Origin of the sequence: Pseudomonas sp. MS646 (assembly GCF_036693845.1) — a bacterium.
GTDB lineage: Bacteria > Pseudomonadota > Gammaproteobacteria > Pseudomonadales > Pseudomonadaceae > Aquipseudomonas > Aquipseudomonas chlororaphis_E.
Map to the genome: position 1 here is coordinate 2,140,943 of NZ_CP144763.1, position 15,586 is coordinate 2,156,528.

At 63.4% G+C, this 15,586-nt stretch carries 14 protein-coding genes; 7 read left to right on the top strand and 7 right to left on the bottom strand.

Annotated elements, in window-relative coordinates; genetic code table 11:
* The first annotated feature begins 97 nt into the window (after positions 1–97).
* The 5 genes from V3H56_RS09500 (at position 98) to V3H56_RS09520 (ending at position 4,870) form a co-directional block, all read left to right on the top strand.
* Complete coding sequence (locus tag V3H56_RS09500; protein ID WP_047737297.1) at positions 98–766, top strand: ABC transporter ATP-binding protein; 669 nt, start codon at positions 98–100, stop codon at positions 764–766.
* Positions 766–3,237, top strand: a complete 2,472-nt coding sequence (locus tag V3H56_RS09505) for an FtsX-like permease family protein (RefSeq protein WP_212803866.1) — start codon at positions 766–768, stop codon at positions 3,235–3,237. The genes V3H56_RS09500 and V3H56_RS09505 overlap by 1 nt, the downstream gene beginning before the upstream one ends.
* Complete coding sequence (locus tag V3H56_RS09510) at positions 3,234–4,307, top strand: lipocalin-like domain-containing protein (protein WP_338474519.1); 1,074 nt, start codon at positions 3,234–3,236, stop codon at positions 4,305–4,307. Before V3H56_RS09505 ends, V3H56_RS09510 begins: the two co-directional genes overlap by 4 nt.
* Positions 4,308–4,372: 65 nt before the next feature.
* Positions 4,373–4,615, top strand: a complete 243-nt coding sequence (locus V3H56_RS09515) for a hypothetical protein (protein WP_047737292.1) — start codon at positions 4,373–4,375, stop codon at positions 4,613–4,615.
* A gap of 33 nt (positions 4,616–4,648) precedes the next feature.
* A complete protein-coding gene (locus V3H56_RS09520; RefSeq protein ID WP_338474520.1) occupies positions 4,649–4,870 on the top strand; it encodes a hypothetical protein in 222 nt (73 codons plus the stop codon).
* A 359-nt stretch (positions 4,871–5,229) separates the two neighbouring features.
* Here V3H56_RS09520 and V3H56_RS09525 read toward each other — a convergent pair whose 3' ends face one another.
* The 4 genes from V3H56_RS09525 to V3H56_RS09540 form a co-directional block, all read right to left on the bottom strand.
* Positions 5,230–5,748, bottom strand: coding sequence for an Hcp family type VI secretion system effector (locus tag V3H56_RS09525; RefSeq protein WP_338474521.1), 519 nt, complete (start codon positions 5,746–5,748; stop codon positions 5,230–5,232).
* A gap of 209 nt (positions 5,749–5,957) precedes the next feature.
* A complete protein-coding gene (locus V3H56_RS09530; RefSeq protein ID WP_338474522.1) occupies positions 5,958–7,334 on the bottom strand; it encodes a VOC family protein in 1,377 nt (458 codons plus the stop codon).
* A gap of 130 nt (positions 7,335–7,464) precedes the next feature.
* Complete coding sequence (locus V3H56_RS09535) at positions 7,465–8,394, bottom strand: alpha/beta fold hydrolase (RefSeq protein WP_042729740.1); 930 nt, start codon at positions 8,392–8,394, stop codon at positions 7,465–7,467.
* 17 nt (positions 8,395–8,411) lie between these two features.
* Complete coding sequence (locus V3H56_RS09540) at positions 8,412–9,863, bottom strand: NAD(P)/FAD-dependent oxidoreductase (RefSeq protein ID WP_338474523.1); 1,452 nt, start codon at positions 9,861–9,863, stop codon at positions 8,412–8,414.
* Between the two features lie 184 nt (positions 9,864–10,047).
* On the opposite strand from V3H56_RS09540, the gene V3H56_RS09545 reads away from it, so the two are divergent.
* The gene (locus V3H56_RS09545; RefSeq protein WP_047737282.1) at positions 10,048–11,286 is read left to right on the top strand and encodes a M20/M25/M40 family metallo-hydrolase; all 1,239 of its coding nucleotides are present in this window, start codon (positions 10,048–10,050) and stop codon (positions 11,284–11,286) included.
* Between the two features lie 138 nt (positions 11,287–11,424).
* Here the strand turns inward: V3H56_RS09545 and V3H56_RS09550 are convergent, their stop codons facing one another.
* The 3 genes from V3H56_RS09550 to xthA all read right to left on the bottom strand — a co-directional run bounded on the left by V3H56_RS09550 (position 11,425) and on the right by xthA (position 14,722).
* Positions 11,425–11,757, bottom strand: a complete 333-nt coding sequence (locus V3H56_RS09550; protein WP_042729743.1) for a DUF6124 family protein — start codon at positions 11,755–11,757, stop codon at positions 11,425–11,427.
* Positions 11,758–12,291: 534 nt separating this feature from the next.
* Positions 12,292–13,626 (bottom strand): phosphate ABC transporter substrate-binding/OmpA family protein, encoded by a 1,335-nt coding sequence (locus tag V3H56_RS09555; RefSeq protein WP_047737281.1) that lies wholly within the window; start codon positions 13,624–13,626, stop codon positions 12,292–12,294.
* Between the two features lie 283 nt (positions 13,627–13,909).
* On the bottom strand, positions 13,910–14,722 hold the full coding sequence (gene xthA / locus V3H56_RS09560; protein WP_047737278.1) for an exodeoxyribonuclease III: 813 nt from the start codon (positions 14,720–14,722) through the stop codon (positions 13,910–13,912).
* Between the two features lie 175 nt (positions 14,723–14,897).
* Here xthA and V3H56_RS09565 point away from each other — a divergent pair, with 175 nt between their 5' ends.
* On the top strand, positions 14,898–15,548 hold the full coding sequence (locus V3H56_RS09565) for a GNAT family N-acetyltransferase (protein WP_042732807.1): 651 nt from the start codon (positions 14,898–14,900) through the stop codon (positions 15,546–15,548).
* The last annotated feature ends 38 nt before the right edge of the window (positions 15,549–15,586 follow it).

Here is a 15,586-nt window from a genome sequence, read left to right on the forward strand (position 1 = left end):
CTGACAAGCGGGCGAGCGCAATAACAATGCACCAACGAAGGGGCTTGGCGCATAACTCCGCTATCCTGAGCCTCACGTTTCCCATCCGAGCCTGTCCATGCTGGAAGTCCGCGACGTTTTCAAAAGCTACCCTACGCCCCAGGGCCCGCTGCCGGTGTTGCAGGGCGTCGATTTGACGCTGGCGCCGGGCAGCAGCCTGGCGTTGATGGGGGAGTCCGGCAGCGGCAAGAGCACGTTGTTGCATCTGGTTGCCGGGCTGGACAAGGTCGATCGCGGCAGCATCCGCAGTGGCGAGTACCGGCTCGACGGCATGAGCGAAAGTCAGCTGGCCAACTGGCGGCGTACGGAAATCGGCCTGGTGTTCCAGCAGTTCAACCTCATCAGCAGCCTGTCGGTGGCGGACAACCTGGCGTTCCAGGCGCGGCTGTGTGGTCGGCACGACCCGGCGTGGCAGGCGCACCTGGTGCGGCGGCTTGGCCTCGCAGATCTGCTGCGGCGTTATCCCGAGCAGTTGTCCGGCGGCCAGCAGCAACGGGTGGCGCTGGGTCGGGCGCTGGCATCGCGCCCGCCGTTGTTGTTGGCCGATGAGCCCACTGGCAGTCTTGACGAGGCCACCAGTGACGAAGTGCTGCAATTGTTGTTGGAATTGCTGGCCGACAGTCCCACCAGCCTGTTGATGGTGACCCACAGCCCTCGGGTGGCCGCCCGCCTGGCGCAGCGTGTGGTGTTGCAGGGGGGGCGGCTCGCGCAGGTGGCCCAGGGGTGATGATTTTTCTTCAGACCCTCAAGGCGCTGCTCAGCCATTGGCGCCGGCATCCGGTGCAATTTTTCAGCGTGCTCACCGGGCTGTGGCTCGCCACCAGCCTGTTGACCGGCGTGCTGGCACTCAACAGTCAGGCCCGGGACAGTTACGCCCGGGCCAGCCAGCTCATCGGCGGCGAGCCGCAGGCCAGCCTCAGCGCCCCCGGCGGCGGGCCGTTTCCCCAGCAGTGGTTTGTCGATCTGCGCCGCCAGGGCTGGCCGGTGTCGCCGGTGGTGCAGGCCCGGGTGAACCTTGAAGGGCACGATGACCTGCGTCTGCAACTGATGGGCATCGACCCGGTGTCGCTGCCGCCCGGTGCGGCACTGGCAGGGCAGGCGCGGGACATGAGCGAGGTGGTGGCTTTTTTCAGCGATCCGGGGCGCACCTGGATCGCCCCGCAGACCCTGCAAGCGCTGGGGATGGGCGAGGGCGATCGGCCTCGGACCGTCGATGGACGATCCTTGCCACCCTTGCACGTCCAGCCGGACATGGCCCCAGGCATGCTGTTGATGGACATCGGCTTTGCCCAGCAAGCCCTCGGGCTGCCGGACCAGGTGTCGCGCTTGCTGCTGCCCGCCGCCTTCAACGCAGCCTTGCCGGAGGCGTTCAATGGCCGGTTGCAGTTCAAGCGCGCCGATGAAGAAAATAACCTGTCGCGCCTGACCGAAAGCTTCCACCTGAACCTCGATGCCCTGGGGTTTCTGTCGTTCGTGGTGGGGCTGTTCATTGCTCACGCGGCGATCGGCCTGGCGCTGGAGCAACGCCGCGGCCTGCTGCGAACCTTGCGGGCCTGCGGGGTCAGTGCGCGGCGACTGGTCGCCAGCCTGGCCCTTGAACTGGGAGTGCTGGCGTTGCTCGGCGGCGTGGCTGGGGTGCTCAGCGGGTATTGGCTGGCGAGCCTGTTATTGCCGGATGTCGCTGCGAGTTTGCGCGGGTTGTACGGCGCCGAAGTGGCCGGGCACTTGAACCTCAGCCCGTGGTGGTGGCTCAGCGGAATCGGCCTGAGCCTGCTGGGTGCGCTGCTGGCCGGGGCCGACAGCCTGCTGCGGGCGGCGCGCCTGCCCTTGCTGGCGTTGGCCAACCCCCAGGCCTGGCACCAGGCCCATGCACGCCGGTTGCGCCGCCAGGGTTGGATAGCGGCGTTGGTCGCATCGATCGGCGCGTCGGCGTTGATCTGGGGCGACAGTCTGGCCAGCGGTTTTGTCTTGATGACGGCGCTGTTGCTGGGCGCCGCCCTGGCCTTGCCCGTGCTGCTCAACGGCGCCTTGGATGGGTTGTTGCGTCGTAGCCGCTCGGTGCTGGGGCAGTGGTTTCTCGCCGATTGTCGCCAGCAACTGCCGACGCTGAGCCTGGCGCTGATGGCCTTGTTGCTGGCGTTGGCGGCGAACATTGGCGCCGGCAGCATGACCTCGGGTTTCCGCCAGACCTTCAACCATTGGCTTGAACAACGGCTGACCTCGGAGTTGTATGTCAGCCCGCAAACCCCGCTCCAGGCCGCAGCGCTGCACGCCTGGCTCAAGCAGCAACCGGCCGTCACCGCGGTGCTGCCCAACTGGCAAGTCTCGGTGCCCCTGCGCGGGTGGCCGACAGACCTCTTCGGCATCATCGATCACCCTGCGTATCGCCAGCACTGGCCACTGCTGGAGGCGTCCGACGGCGACCCGTGGGCGCAACTGGCCGATGCCGACACGCTGATGCTCAGTGAGCAACTGGCGCGGCGTCTCAAGGTGACGATCGGTGAGCGCTTGACCCTGCCGACCCCGCAGGGGCCATGGACGCCACGGATCGTCGGGATCTACGCCGACTACGGCAACCCCAAGGGCCACGTGCTGATCAACGCCGACCACCTGCTGGCGCACTGGCCGCACTTGACGCCGTATCGCTTCAACCTGCGGATCGAGCCGTCCGCGATCCCGGCGCTGGTGAACGCGTTGCAAAGTCGCTTCCACCTGGATGACAGCCGTATCGTCGATCAGGCCCGGCTCAAAGGCTGGTCGACCCAGGTGTTCGAGCGCACCTTTGCCGCCACCGCCGCCCTCAACAGCCTGACCCTGGCGGTCGCCGGCGTCGCGTTGTTCATCAGCCTGCTGACCCAGAGCCAGAGTCGTCTCGGCCAGTTGGCTCCGTTGTGGGCATTGGGGGTGACCCGCCGCCAGTTGATGCTGCTCAACCTCGGCCAGACCTGGCTGCTGGCGTTGCTGACCCTGGTGCTCGCTTTGCCGCTGGGCATCGCCCTGGCCTGGTGCCTGGACACGGTGATCAACGTGCAGGCCTTTGGTTGGAGGCTGCCGTTGCAGGTCTTCCCATTGCAACTGGCCCATTTGCTGGCCCTGGCGATGTTCGCCACGCTGCTGGCATCGGCCTGGCCGCTGTACGCGTTGTACCGTACGCAACCTGCGGATTTGCTCAGGCATTTTTCCGAGGAGGGCCCATGAAGCTCAGAGTTGGCCTGATGCTGCTGGCGTCGTTGCTCGGCGGCTGCGACAACCCGCCGGCGCCGGAGAAGGGCTTTGCCGGCCTCGGCGACCAGGCCGTCGCCTTCACCCCGGTGGTGCCGGGGCGCACGTTCAGTTTCCCGGCCGATCATGGCGCCCACGAAGGCTTTCGTATCGAGTGGTGGTACGTCACCGCCAATCTCAAGGACGCTCAGGGCCGTGACTTCGGCGTGCAGTGGACCCTGTTTCGCAGCGCCTTGGACGCCGCGCCCCAGGCCGACGGCTGGCGCAACCAGACGATCTGGCTCGGTCACGCGGCGGTCACGTCCGCCACCGTGCACCATGCCGCCGAGCGTTATGCCCGTGGTGGCGTAGGGCAGGCCGGGGTGCAGGCGGTGCCTTTCAATGCCTGGATCGATGACTGGCAGTTCGGCACCCAGGCGTCGAGTGCCGATCCGTTGGCGGATATGCAGTTGAAGGCCCACGACTCGCGGTTCAGCTACGCACTGCGGCTTACTTCGACCCGACCGTTGGTGCTGCAAGGGGACAACGGTTTCAGCCAGAAGTCCGAGCAGGGCCAGGCTTCGTATTACTACAGCCAGCCTTTTTTCCAGGCCAGCGGCCAGTTGGAAATCGACGGCCAGCGCTACACGGTCAGTGGCCCGGCCTGGCTGGATCGGGAGTGGAGCAGCCAACCGCTGACGGCCAACCAGACTGGCTGGGACTGGTTCTCCCTGCACCTGGACAGCGGCGAACACCTGATGCTCTACCGCATGCGCCACAAGGACGGCGCGCCCTACCTCACCGGCACCTGGATCGATGCCCAGGGCCATTCGCAAGCGTTGCAGGCCGGTGACATCGAGCTGGCGCCGCTGGGCACGGCCAAGGTCGCCGGCCGTGCAATGCCGGTGCGCTGGTCGATCAAGGTGCCCGGCAAGCACCTTGACGTGACCACCGAAGCCTTGAACCCTGCCGCCTGGATGGACCTGCGCATTCCCTATTGGGAAGGGCCGGTGCGGCTGGAGGGCAGCCACGGCGGCAACGGTTATCTGGAAATGACCGGCTATTGATAATCGCCGGAACTCCTCACGAACCTCGGCCCTCATAGCTTATGAACGTCTCGCAGGAGCCCGCTATGAGCGATGACCTCACACCTGGGTCGCTGGCCGATTGGCAGCGGCTGTTCGACGACCAGGCCTATTGGCAGCAATCGCCCGATGCTCATTTCACCGCGCTGATGCAGGTGGCCAACGACCTGTTCGGCCAGGGTGCCATCGATCTGGAGCAGTGGCAGGCGTTGAAGGCCAAGGCCGAGCAACTGCACCAACGCTCCCCGCAAGCCAACGTCGCGCAAGAAGTCGACGACCCCGATGCCTGATTGCACGCTTGAAAAAGACTCAAGGAGTCCGTCATGAAACACCGCACCGAATCCACCCAGCGCAACCCTGACGAACCGGCGATGCCCGGTGAGGTGGAGCGCGACACGACGCGCTGCGCCCTAATGATCCTGCCAAGCGCAAGCATGAGGGCGGCGATGAACAGGCGGGGGATACCGACGCGCAGAAAACCGCACGGCGTGGTTGATGCGCACGAGTATTTGGCGTTGCCGATTTCAGAAGTGATGGGTGAATGACTGTTTAACTTGCCGAGTCCCGTTGCAGGACTCGGCGTGAAGTTTTTTTGTACTGCTTGATTGTTTTTGTAGACGTGTCTGTATAAGTGTTACCGACACGGTGGTTGCATTCGGCACTGTAATAAAACCCTGAGTTTTAAACAGTGCGCCATACATAAACAATTATTTAAACGTGGTCGGCGGACATACTCTGCAGCTTCCACTATGATTGTGTCCGTTCGCCCAGTGTCAGGCTCTTTACCAGTGCATGGAATGCCGAGGCCATTGCACTGGGCGAACACCCTTGGCGTTAATGTTCTCCTCTTCCCGTGCACACCGCCAAACCAGCCCTGGCGGGTGCATCGAGCATCTGGCTGGACCTAGCCTGCGGCAGGTGCGCGCCAGTCATCGCTGCCCATCGTGCCGCAGACCTCGTGGTTCCAGGTGATCTTGCGATACGAGAGATGCACGTCTTCCAGATGAGTGAAGTGCGCGTTCGCCGGATCCTGGCAGTTGAACATGTAGTCTTTGATCTCAACGATGACCGCGTCAAGCATCGTGGTGGTGAAGTAGTGTTCCTGGGTGCCCTCAGCCGAAGTCCGCATCCACTGGATCTCGACTTTTTCCAAGGTTTCGCCACTTGTGAGCGCCTGCTGTAGCAGAGGCGTGGCCTTGTCGAACACTTTTGTGATGATCAGAGGATGATGCACGCGCTGGCTGGTCGTTTGACCGGATTGGGAGTCTCGAGGGCGGGTAATGTGGTGTTGGAAACCTTGCACCATGATCTGGTCTTCACGACCCTCCTGGTAGATGTTGCCAACCGATTCGGCCGAAAAGGCACCGGCTGTGATCAGGCCTTGCTTACGACCTTTGATAACCATGTACGCGGGGGTAGCCAATGGATGCTCTCCTTCCTGGATAGCCTGGGACGGAAGTCGTGCCAGGGGACCCGACGGTTATCAAGAGCTATGCCATTTCTTAAAAGATCATATAAATCAATCTGTTGAGTGAGTTGCCGGCCTATGGCTATCGCATCTGGGCAGGAAAAACGCCTCAAGGCTTGCGCGGATCAACGCAATTTCCTGCCGACGTACCCGACAGTCCGTTCCTACACGCCCAGCGCGGCCATGCATTCATCGATCGAGCGCTGCTGCGTCTGTGCGTACAGCCCCAGTTCATCAATGGTCGAGCGTCCCAGGGCTTCTTCAAAGGCCTGGCGGTTGGATTGCCCGGCGTAGTGGCTCTGGGCGGCGTCGCCAAGGTTCGACTGGAAGATGCCAGCGGCACTGACGGGCAGGAAGTCTTCGTACACGAGGGGTTCGGCGCGCAGGTAGCGCAGTTCCAACAAGCGTTCCAGAGGGGCCTGCGGTTCGAGGGTGCCCTTGGCGGCGAGGCCTTCTGGCGTCACGAAATAGCGGAAGTAGGCCAGTGCCTGGTGACGCAGCGCTTCGTGGTCGTCCGGGAAGGCCGCGAAGTGCTCGCTCATCAATGCGTCGTAGCGCAGGGCATTGGCCTCGTTGGGAAACTCGCCCAGCGCATCGCGGGCCGCGTTCAGCAGTTGGTCGTAGAGTGCTCGGCCCTTGGGCGTGAGGGCGGCGCCGCGTTGTTCGATTTCGCCGAAACGGGCGCTGTGACTGCCCTGGCCGTCGGGCTGATCGGTGAAGGCGACGGGTTCATCGAGGGCCTTGAAGCTGGTCTGGCGCAGCAGGATAGGGCATTGGCGACGGGGCGGGCCTTCGATCACCGCCTTGGGCGTGATGCCCTGCACGGGCATCTGGGCCTGGACGATGTCGATGTCCAGGGTCCGCGGCGTCAGGTGGTTGATGTGCGGGCCCTTGAAGGCCACCACGTCGGCGATCAGCCGATGTTGCGCGCTCAGTTGTCGGTATTGGTCCGCCGTGACAGTGGCGCTGTGGTGCCAACGGAAGGTTTCCAGGGCCTGGCGGACAAAGTCGTCCGCCTGGGGCTCGGTCAGGCCTCCCTCACGTTCGGCGAGGGCAATGAGTTCCAGCGCGCCGGGGGTGAAGATCTGCCGCCTGGCCAGCACGGATTCGGCAAACGCTCGCAGTTCGGTGTGCTCGATCAACTCCAGGCGCAGCAGGGAGGTAAACACCCGGAACGGGCTGACCTGCAACGCGCTTTCATGCACGGCGCGGAACGCGGTGGAATGCACCGGCACCCCGGCCGGCGTGAGGTCGTAGTAGCCCACCGGCTGCATGCCCATGACCGCGAACAGTCGCCCCAGGGTGTTGAGCTCTGCCGCGGTGCCGACGCGGATCGCACCGTGGCGTTCCAGGTCCAGGCGTTGCAGTTCGCCGGTGCTGCGCAGGTGCGCGGCCAGCGACGGGTCTTCGGCCAGCACTTGGGCGTTGGTGTGCTCCACCAGCTTCATCAACGCGCCATACAACGGCACCTCGTCGCGGTACATGTCGGACATCGCTCGGGAGAAGCGTTGACGGATCAGGTCGGGGCTGACGAAGCTCATGGTGGGCGTTCCTGGCTATGGCTATCGGGAGGAAGAAGTTGCACGAAAGATCGCAGCCTTCGCCGGTGCCGACAAACGAAGAATCTTCAGGACTTCATTCTGCCAGGGACTGACCCGTGCCAGGGGGCGGCTACTGCCCCAGACCCTTGAGAAACTCCCGGTACAACGCCGCGGTTTTCCTTGGCTTCTCGACCATGGGCATATGGCCGACCCCGTCCCAGATTTCCACCCGCAGGTCCGCGATACCCTTGCTCCACACCGGCACGCTGCTGACGTCGATCAGCCGGTCCTTGCGGCCCCAGAGCAACAGCGACGGCGCGCGGATCTGGGACAGGCGCGGTTCCATCGGCGGGCTGGCGCGAAAGTCGACGAAGATCTCCGCCAGTTCATCCCGGCGCTGCTCGTAGCGTTGCGCCAATGCCGCCAGCACCACGCTCGGCACCCAGGGCGGCGAGGCCATGGTCATGGCGTAGAACGGCGCGAACTCATCCCGCGAGTGCACAAGGAACGGGTTATGCCCGGCGGCCAGGTGACGCTCCATGTCGCTCGGCTCGGGTGCGGTGACGCCGGCGGGGTCGATCAGCGCCAGGGTCGATACGCGCTCGGGATAGGTGGCCGCCAGCCATGCCGCGAGGTAGCCGCCCATGGAGTTGCCGATCACATGGACCTTGTCCAGCCCGCAGGCGTCGAGCAACTCGATGGCGCGCCGGGCCTGGGTCGGGATGTCGTAACCGCCGCCGGCCTTGAAGCCGGTCTCGCCATGGCCGGCCAGGTCGGGAACCACCACCCGGTAGTCGCCGACAAAGTGCCGGGCAAAGCGCAGCCAGAGGTTTTTGTCAGCGCTGTAGCCGTGCAGCATCAGGATGCTGCCGGACGCTTCATAGGGTCCGCCCTGCCAGGTCGATACGGTCATCTCGCTGATCGGCACGGTGATCTTGTGCAACCGGTAAAGTCGCGCCTCCAGGGCCATGCTCAGGTCATACAACACATGGCCGATGCCCGGATACGTCAACCAGCTCCAGGCGATAAACACGGCAAGAACTGCGCACAACACCAGCATGTCACGCCCTCCATGGGTTACGACAGGATGTGATCCGCCGGCTTCAGCCGGCGGGTCAGCCAGTAATAAGTGAAGCTGAAACCTGGGAACATCGCGATCACATGGCCGCTTTTGCTTTGATACCAGCTGTGACAGCCGCCGGATTTCCAGACGGTGCGCTGCATTTCCCGGTGGATCATGTCCGTGTAGCGTCGTTCCGCCGCTGGCTGCACTTCGATGCAGCGCAGGTTTTGCCGCTTCACCGTGCGGATGCAGTCGAGGATGTAGTTCATCTGCGCTTCGATGATGAACAGCGCCGAGGTGTGGCCGATGCCGGTGTTGGGCCCGGTAACGATGAACAGGTTGGGAAAGCCCGGCAGGCTGGTGCCCAGGTACGCCCGTGGATATGGGTCCCAGACTGCGCGCAGCTCGGTGGCGTGCTTGCCGGTCACCGGGTAGGAAATCACCCCGTCGGTGGCGTCATAGCCGGTGGACCAGACGATCAGGTCCAAGGCGATGTGCCGGCCGTCGCGGGTGATGATGCCGGTTTCGTCGAGGGCGGCAATGCCTTGTTCCTGCCCGTGCACGCTGACGTTGGGCCGGCACAGCGCCGGGTACAGCGTGCTGGAGAGGATGACGCGCTTGCAGCCGATCAGGTAGTCCGGGGTCAAGCGCTTGCGCAGCTGCGGGTCGGGCACTTGGCGTTTCAGCAGTTTCAATGCCTTGCGCTGGACCATGCGCACCGCCGGCCGCGAATACTTGAAGGCAATCACGCGGGTCTCGAATTGCCAGTAGATCGACCAGCGCAACAGCGTGCGCACCGGGGCCAGGCCCAGCAGCCAGCGCTCCAGGCGGTTGAACGTGTGATCGGGACGTGGCAGCACCCAGTGCGGCGTGCGCTGGAACACGTGCAGGTGCTCGACCTGGGGGGCGATGGCCGGAATCACCTGGGCGGCGCTGGCACCGCTGCCGACAATGGCCACGCGTTTGTGGCGATAGTCGTAGGCAGGGTCCCACTGGTTGGTATGAAAGGCCTGGCCCTTGAAGCGCTCCCGACCGTCGAACGCCGGGATCACCGGCTGGCTGAGGGGCCCGGTGGCATTGATCAGGAACTGTGCGCGATAGACCTGGTGGTTGGTCTGGACCACCCACTGCCGGGCGCTGTCGTCCCATTCCACACGCTCTACGTTCGTCCCCAGCCGCACTTTGTCCCGCAGCTTGAAACGCTCGATCACGGTTTGGGTGTAGCGGTGCAATTCGTCCTGCCCGGCGAACATCTGACGCCAGTCGTAGGCGGCGAACGACAGGGAATACAGGGGAGAGGGAACGTCCACCGCCGCGCCAGGGTAAGTGTTCTGGCACCAGGTGCCGCCGAAAAAGTCCCGACGCTCGATCATCAGGAAATCCTCGAACCCTGCTTTGAGCAGATTGACCGCCGCACACTGGCCTCCAAACCCGCTGCCGATGATCAACACCTGGTAACTGCCCATGGGCCTCCTTCCTCGGGATGTGCCGGACCCCCTTGTCATGTATAGCCAAAATTCACGGCGAGCCAAGGCTTTTGATGAGGCAAGCCTCGGCAAATGTCCCAATCAGCCCTCTGCGGTCTAGAGCCCTGGTCCAGAGTCGGGTAGGGTGCCTGTGCACTCTTTCGCAACGAACAAGGATGAAATCATGACGATGACCGCTCTTCGCACCCGCCTGGCCGTCAGCCTCGGCCTGAGCCTGGCCCTCGGCGCGCTCTCGCCCGTTGCCTTCGCGCAGCCCCAGCAGCAGGTCCTGGCCCACGCCGAACAGTACAAGGGCGAGGCCCTGAAACTGCTGGAACGACTGGTCAACATCGACTCCGGTTCCGGGTATGTGCCGGGCCTGACCCAGGTTGGCGACATCACCATCGAAGAATTGAAAAAGTTGGGCGCCACCATCGAGAAAGTGCCGAACTCGGACGGCACCCAGCACATCCTTGCGACCCTCAAGGGCAGCGGCAAGGCGAAGATTCTGCTGATGGCCCACATGGACACCGTGTTCAAGGAGGGCTCTGCCGCCGAGCGTCCGTTCCATATCAAGGATGGGCGGGCCTACGGGCCGGGGGTGATGGATGACAAGGGCGGCATCGTCGCTGGGGTCTATGCCTTGAAGATCCTCAAGGATCTGGATTTCAAGGACTACGCACAGATCACCTTCCTGCTCGATGCCAGCGAAGAAACCGGCTCGGACGCCGCCACCGACCTGATCAAAAGAACCGCCAAGGTCCATGACGTGACCCTCAACCTCGAGCCGGGCCGCCCGGCGGATGGCCTGGTGGTGTGGCGCAAGGGCAGTGCCACGGCGTTGCTGGAGGTCAAGGGCAAGGCGTCCCACGCCGGTGTTGCGCCGGAGCTGGGGCGCAATGCGGCGATGGAAGCGGCGCACCAGATCCTGCAGTTGGGCAAGCTGGGCGATGTTGAAAAGAAAACCACCATCAATTTCACCGTGATCCAGGCCGGCGACAGGACCAATGTGATTCCCGACAAGGCCAGCGCCAAGGCCGACGTGCGCGCGGCGGTGCCGGAAGAGTTCGACCGCCTCGAAAAAGACCTGGCCCGGGTGTCGCAAGACAAGTTGATCGCCGACACCGAGGTCACCACCAGCCTCAAGCGCGGCCTGCCACCGATGCCGCAGACCGCGGAATCGGATCGCCTGATGGCGATGGCCCAAGGCATCTATGGCGAACTGGGCCGCAAACTCACCGAAGAAGGCAGCGGCGGCGCGGCGGATGCCAGCCTCTCCGCCGGCGTCGGCACGCCGACGCTGGACGGCTTTGGCATCGTCGGCGGCAACATCCATACCCCCGAGGAATACGCCGAGGTCGAGAGCGTGGTGCCTCGGGTTTACCTGTTGTCGCGGATGATCATGGAGTTGGCGAAGCGATAGTTGCGTCCAATAGTGTGATCGACTCAAACCCTGTGGGAGTGGGCTTGCTCGCGAAGGCGGTGTGTCAGTTGATGAAGGGTACCTGACACTCCGCTTTCGCGAGCAAGCCCGCTCCCACAAGGGTTATGTGTTGGTTGACTAACGCGGGTCGACGTTATCCAGCGCCCGGTTCGCCAGCAGGCTGCCGAGCTCGATCAACTGCTGGATGCCCAGCGCCACATGCCGCCTGGAGCCGTCCAGTTCAAACGCCAGGTCGCTGACCATCGCATTGGCCGACGCCAGGGTTTCGCTGAGGTTGGCAAGCAGGCATTCGGTGTCGATGCCGTTGACGACGGTGAAAAGTTGGCCTGGATCGGAGGTGGGTTCTGTGGGCTTGGGCTTGAGGTAGAAGTCGAGGGCGCGGTCGGCGGCTTTGTCGAAGGCGCTTGAGTCCGGATCGGTTTCCGGTGGGTTGGGGGTAACTTTGAACATGATGAAACTCCGATGCATCTGAATGGGAGCCATCGCCTTTTCGCTACCAAACGAAGGGTGGTGGCCATACGAAGGTTGGTAGACCGGGCATCGGAGCCGGCGCCTCCGAAGAGACCCTGCGCATGGCCACCAAAAAGCGAAGTGCGCATTGCACTTGCAGAGGTGACGCTATGCACCGAAAGCCCGGGCTACCAAACCCGATCACTGATTTGTCAGCGACCGGAAAACGATAAAGCCCAGCCCCAAGGTGCACAAGCCGGCGGATTCTGGCGTAGTTGTAGGCAATGGCGCAAGGTGAGGGCGCCTGTGCCTACACCGAAACGAACGGAGTAAACACGCGTTTCCTGTGGCGAGGGGATTTATCCCCGTTCGGCTGCGAAGCAGTCGTAAAACCGGCTGGCACGGTTCCTCTGTCACACCGCAGCGTCTGGCTTTGGGGCTGCTTCGCAGCCCAGCGGGGATAAATCCCCTCGCCACAGGGACACAGGGACACAGGGACACAGGGACACAGGGACACAGGGAGCTGCCAAGGTCTCAATAAACCCACACCTCCACCCGCCGATTGCGGATCCGGCCTTCATCCTCGCTGTTGGCCGCCACCGGCATCAGCGCGCCGAAGCCACGTACCTCGCGCAGTGTCACGCCGTTCTTGACCAGTTCGCGGCGCACGGCCATGGCCCGCAGTTTGGACAGCAGGTCGGCGCGTGCCGGGTCGTCCTTGGCGTCGCCGAAACCCACCAGTGTCACACGTCGGTCGAGCTTGCCGTGCTGCTTTATGTAGTCGAGCACCCGCCCCAGGTCCTGGTGGGCCTTGTTGTCGAGGCTGGCGCTGCCTTCTTCGAAGCGGAAGTTCACGGACAGGCGTTGTGCATGGCGACTCAGGGCCTGGTAACCCTCGGGCATCAGCGCGTTTGGCGTCACCGACATGGCTCGTACGGTCTGGGCGATGAAGCCGTTGGTCGCGACGATGGCCTGGCCCTTGTCGCTCTGGGTGAAGTCGACCAATGCCTGGGCCCAGGGGTTCTGGTCCCACGGCGGCAGGTAGAAGAACAGCCGGCGGGACAGCGGGTAGTCCTCGGTGGCGATCAGGGTGTTCAGCGGCAACATGGGTTGGGAATCGCCGTCGACGATCGCCAGTGCCTTGGCTTGGCGTACGTAGGGCAAACCGATGAAACCGATGCCTTGCGGGTCCTGGCTGACGGCGTCCGACAACTGTTCGCTGGATTCGAAGCGTCGCGCTGTAGGATCCAGCCGCTTGCCTTGTCGGCTGAGCACCAGTTCCTTGAAGGTGTCGTAGGTGCCCGATTGTTCATCCCGGGCGTACAGGTGGATCGGTCCGCCCACGCTGCCCACCGCTTCCCAGGTCTTTGCCTCGCCGCTGAAGATCTTCGCCAGTTGCACGGTATCGAGCTGACGCAGCGGGTTCTGGGGATGAAGGATGATCGCCAGGCCGTCGATGGCAATGACCTGCTCGGCGGCAGGACTTTTCAGATCGCCGAGGGCTGACAGTTCCTTCAGCTCGCTGTCCTTGATCGGCCGGGATGCGGCCGCCAGGTCGGTGCTGGCCTGCTTGAGGGCGGCGAAACCGGTGCTGGAGCCGTGGGCAGCGATGTCGACTTCGACCCGACGACCATCGCGGGTCTGGCCGACGATGCGCTGTTCGTTATCCCGGCCGGTGATTTCGGCACTGACCTTGAGCAGGCCCTGATCTTCCATCAAGCCCTTGACCAACGCCGGCCCCAGCGCCGCGCCGATGGTGTTGGAGCCCTGGATGCGCAGTGCCGGTCCACGCTCAGGCACCGGCAAGCTGCCGGCCCACGTCGCGAGCGGCAACCAGAGCCCCATCAACACACCCAACCACAGCCGCATGCCGGCACCTTCAGAACCTGAGGAAGTGCCGGAAGATTAAGTCAGTCAGGTGACTGAAAGATGACAGCGAGGCGACCGATCCATCTGTGGCGATCACAGACCCAAGGCAAACCCAAAAAACTGTGGGAGCGGGCTTGCCCGCGAAAGCGGCCTTACAGCCAACCTCGCCATCGACTGACCCGGCGCCTTCGCGGGCAAGCCCGCTCCCACAATGGATTCTGTGGCGATCACAGGCTCAAGGCAAACCCCAACCCCTGTGGTGGCCCAGTACCTGTGGTTGCGGTCAGCTCAGTTGCAGCCAGATCGGTGCATGGTCCGACGGCTTTTCCATGCCCCGCAGTTCATAGTCGACGCCGGCATCCTTGACCCGGTGCAGCAGGCCATGGGAGGTGAGGATCAGGTCAATGCGCAGGCCGCGCTTGGGTTCGTCTTCGAAGCCGCGGCTGCGGTAGTCGAACCAGCTGAAACGGTCGCAGACGTCCGGGTTCAGGTGGCGGAAGCTGTCCACCAGGCCCCAGTTCTTCAAGCGGGCCATCCACTCGCGTTCCTCCGGCAGGAAGCTGCATTTACCGGTTTTCAGCCAGCGCTTCATATTGTCCGGGCCGATACCGATGTCGCAGTCTTCCGGGGAGATGTTCACGTCGCCCATCACCACCACCGGCTGATCGTTGCTGAAGCGGCTTTCCAGCAATTGCTGCAAGTCGTTGTAGAACCGTTCCTTGGCGGGGAACTTGGTCGGGTGGTCGCGGCTTTCACCTTGAGGGAAATAGCCGTTCATGATCGTCACCGGCACACCGTTGGCATCGGCGAAGGTGCCCCAGATGAAGCGCCGCTGGACGTCTTCGTCGTCGCTTTCGAAACCCTTGTACAGGCTCAGTGGCGGCTGGCGGGAGAGCAGGGCGACGCCGTAGTGGCCCTTTTGCCCGTGGTAGTGCACGTGGTAACCCAGGGCCTGGATCTCGGCCAGCGGGAACTGCTCGTCGTGGACCTTGGTTTCCTGCAGTCCGATCACGTCCGGCTGGTGCTTGTCGATCAGCGCCGCCAGCTGATGAGGACGGGCGCGCAGCCCGTTGATGTTGAAGGAGACGATCTTCATGGTCGGCAGTCCTGGCAAAACTGCGATGCTAGCTGACATGTCGGAAGGGGGCCAGCGTGGCAGTAGGACAAATGCGCTGCTAATGTCCTTTGCTTGTAGGAACGATCACAGCCCTGCCGGGTTCGTAGTCAATAAGAGCAGGGCCTCACCGAGCCCGCCCAGGAGATCCGCCACCATGCCTGAAACCGCCACCGCCCTCGCCGACATCCATATGCTCGACAGCGGTTATTCCCGCGAAGCCCGTTCGTTGCTGTACCAGGCCTATCGCCATGAGCCGACCTTCAGCTTCCTGTTCGAATCCGAGCGTCCCGGCTACGAGCAGCGAGTGCGGGCCACGGTGCGGGAGTTGGTGAAGCAGCATTTTCTCCAGGACCTGCCGGCCATCGGCCTGCTGGTCAACGATCGGCTCATCGGCATCGCCTTGATCGCCCCGCCACAGCGGCGCCTGGGCATCACCGAAAGCTGGGCGTGGCGGTTGCGCATGGTGTTGAGCACGGGTTTTCGCTGCACCCGGCGCTACCTGGAGTACCACGCGGCGGTCACGGCCTGCCTGCCGTCGGATGCGGTTCATGTGTTGCCGTTGCTGGGCATTCACCCACAGTTCCAAGGCCAGCATTATGGCGAGCAATTACTCACGGCCGTGCACAACTGGTGCGCGGTGGATGAGCATTCCCAAGGCGTTGTGCTGGACACCGGCAACCCCCGTTACCTGGATTTTTATAAGCGCCAGGGCTACGAGGAAATCGGCGAGATTGCCGTAGGACCGATCCGCGAACACGTGTTTTTCCACGCCAATCCGCAGGTCCTGCACAGCGCAACGGCCTGATCGGACGAACTTTTAGGACGAGTCTGGCTCTATCAGGC

What these genes read in the sequence shown, in the direction of transcription:
- V3H56_RS09530 (WP_338474522.1), bottom strand. Translation starts at nt 7,334, where the DNA reads ATGAGCTTCGTCAGCCCCGACCTGATCCGTCAACGCTTCTCCCGAGCG.
- V3H56_RS09565 (WP_042732807.1), top strand. Translation starts at nt 14,898, where the DNA reads ATGCCTGAAACCGCCACCGCCCTCGCCGACATCCATATGCTCGACAGC.
- V3H56_RS09505 (WP_212803866.1), top strand. Translation starts at nt 766, where the DNA reads ATGATTTTTCTTCAGACCCTCAAGGCGCTGCTCAGCCATTGGCGCCGG.
- xthA (WP_047737278.1), bottom strand. Translation starts at nt 14,722, where the DNA reads ATGAAGATCGTCTCCTTCAACATCAACGGGCTGCGCGCCCGTCCTCAT.
- V3H56_RS09500 (WP_047737297.1), top strand. Translation starts at nt 98, where the DNA reads ATGCTGGAAGTCCGCGACGTTTTCAAAAGCTACCCTACGCCCCAGGGC.
- V3H56_RS09535 (WP_042729740.1), bottom strand. Translation starts at nt 8,394, where the DNA reads ATGCTGGTGTTGTGCGCAGTTCTTGCCGTGTTTATCGCCTGGAGCTGG.
- V3H56_RS09515 (WP_047737292.1), top strand. Translation starts at nt 4,373, where the DNA reads ATGAGCGATGACCTCACACCTGGGTCGCTGGCCGATTGGCAGCGGCTG.
- V3H56_RS09545 (WP_047737282.1), top strand. Translation starts at nt 10,048, where the DNA reads ATGACGATGACCGCTCTTCGCACCCGCCTGGCCGTCAGCCTCGGCCTG.
- V3H56_RS09540 (WP_338474523.1), bottom strand. Translation starts at nt 9,863, where the DNA reads ATGGGCAGTTACCAGGTGTTGATCATCGGCAGCGGGTTTGGAGGCCAG.
- V3H56_RS09555 (WP_047737281.1), bottom strand. Translation starts at nt 13,626, where the DNA reads ATGCGGCTGTGGTTGGGTGTGTTGATGGGGCTCTGGTTGCCGCTCGCG.
- V3H56_RS09510 (WP_338474519.1), top strand. Translation starts at nt 3,234, where the DNA reads ATGAAGCTCAGAGTTGGCCTGATGCTGCTGGCGTCGTTGCTCGGCGGC.
- V3H56_RS09550 (WP_042729743.1), bottom strand. Translation starts at nt 11,757, where the DNA reads ATGTTCAAAGTTACCCCCAACCCACCGGAAACCGATCCGGACTCAAGC.
- V3H56_RS09520 (WP_338474520.1), top strand. Translation starts at nt 4,649, where the DNA reads ATGAAACACCGCACCGAATCCACCCAGCGCAACCCTGACGAACCGGCG.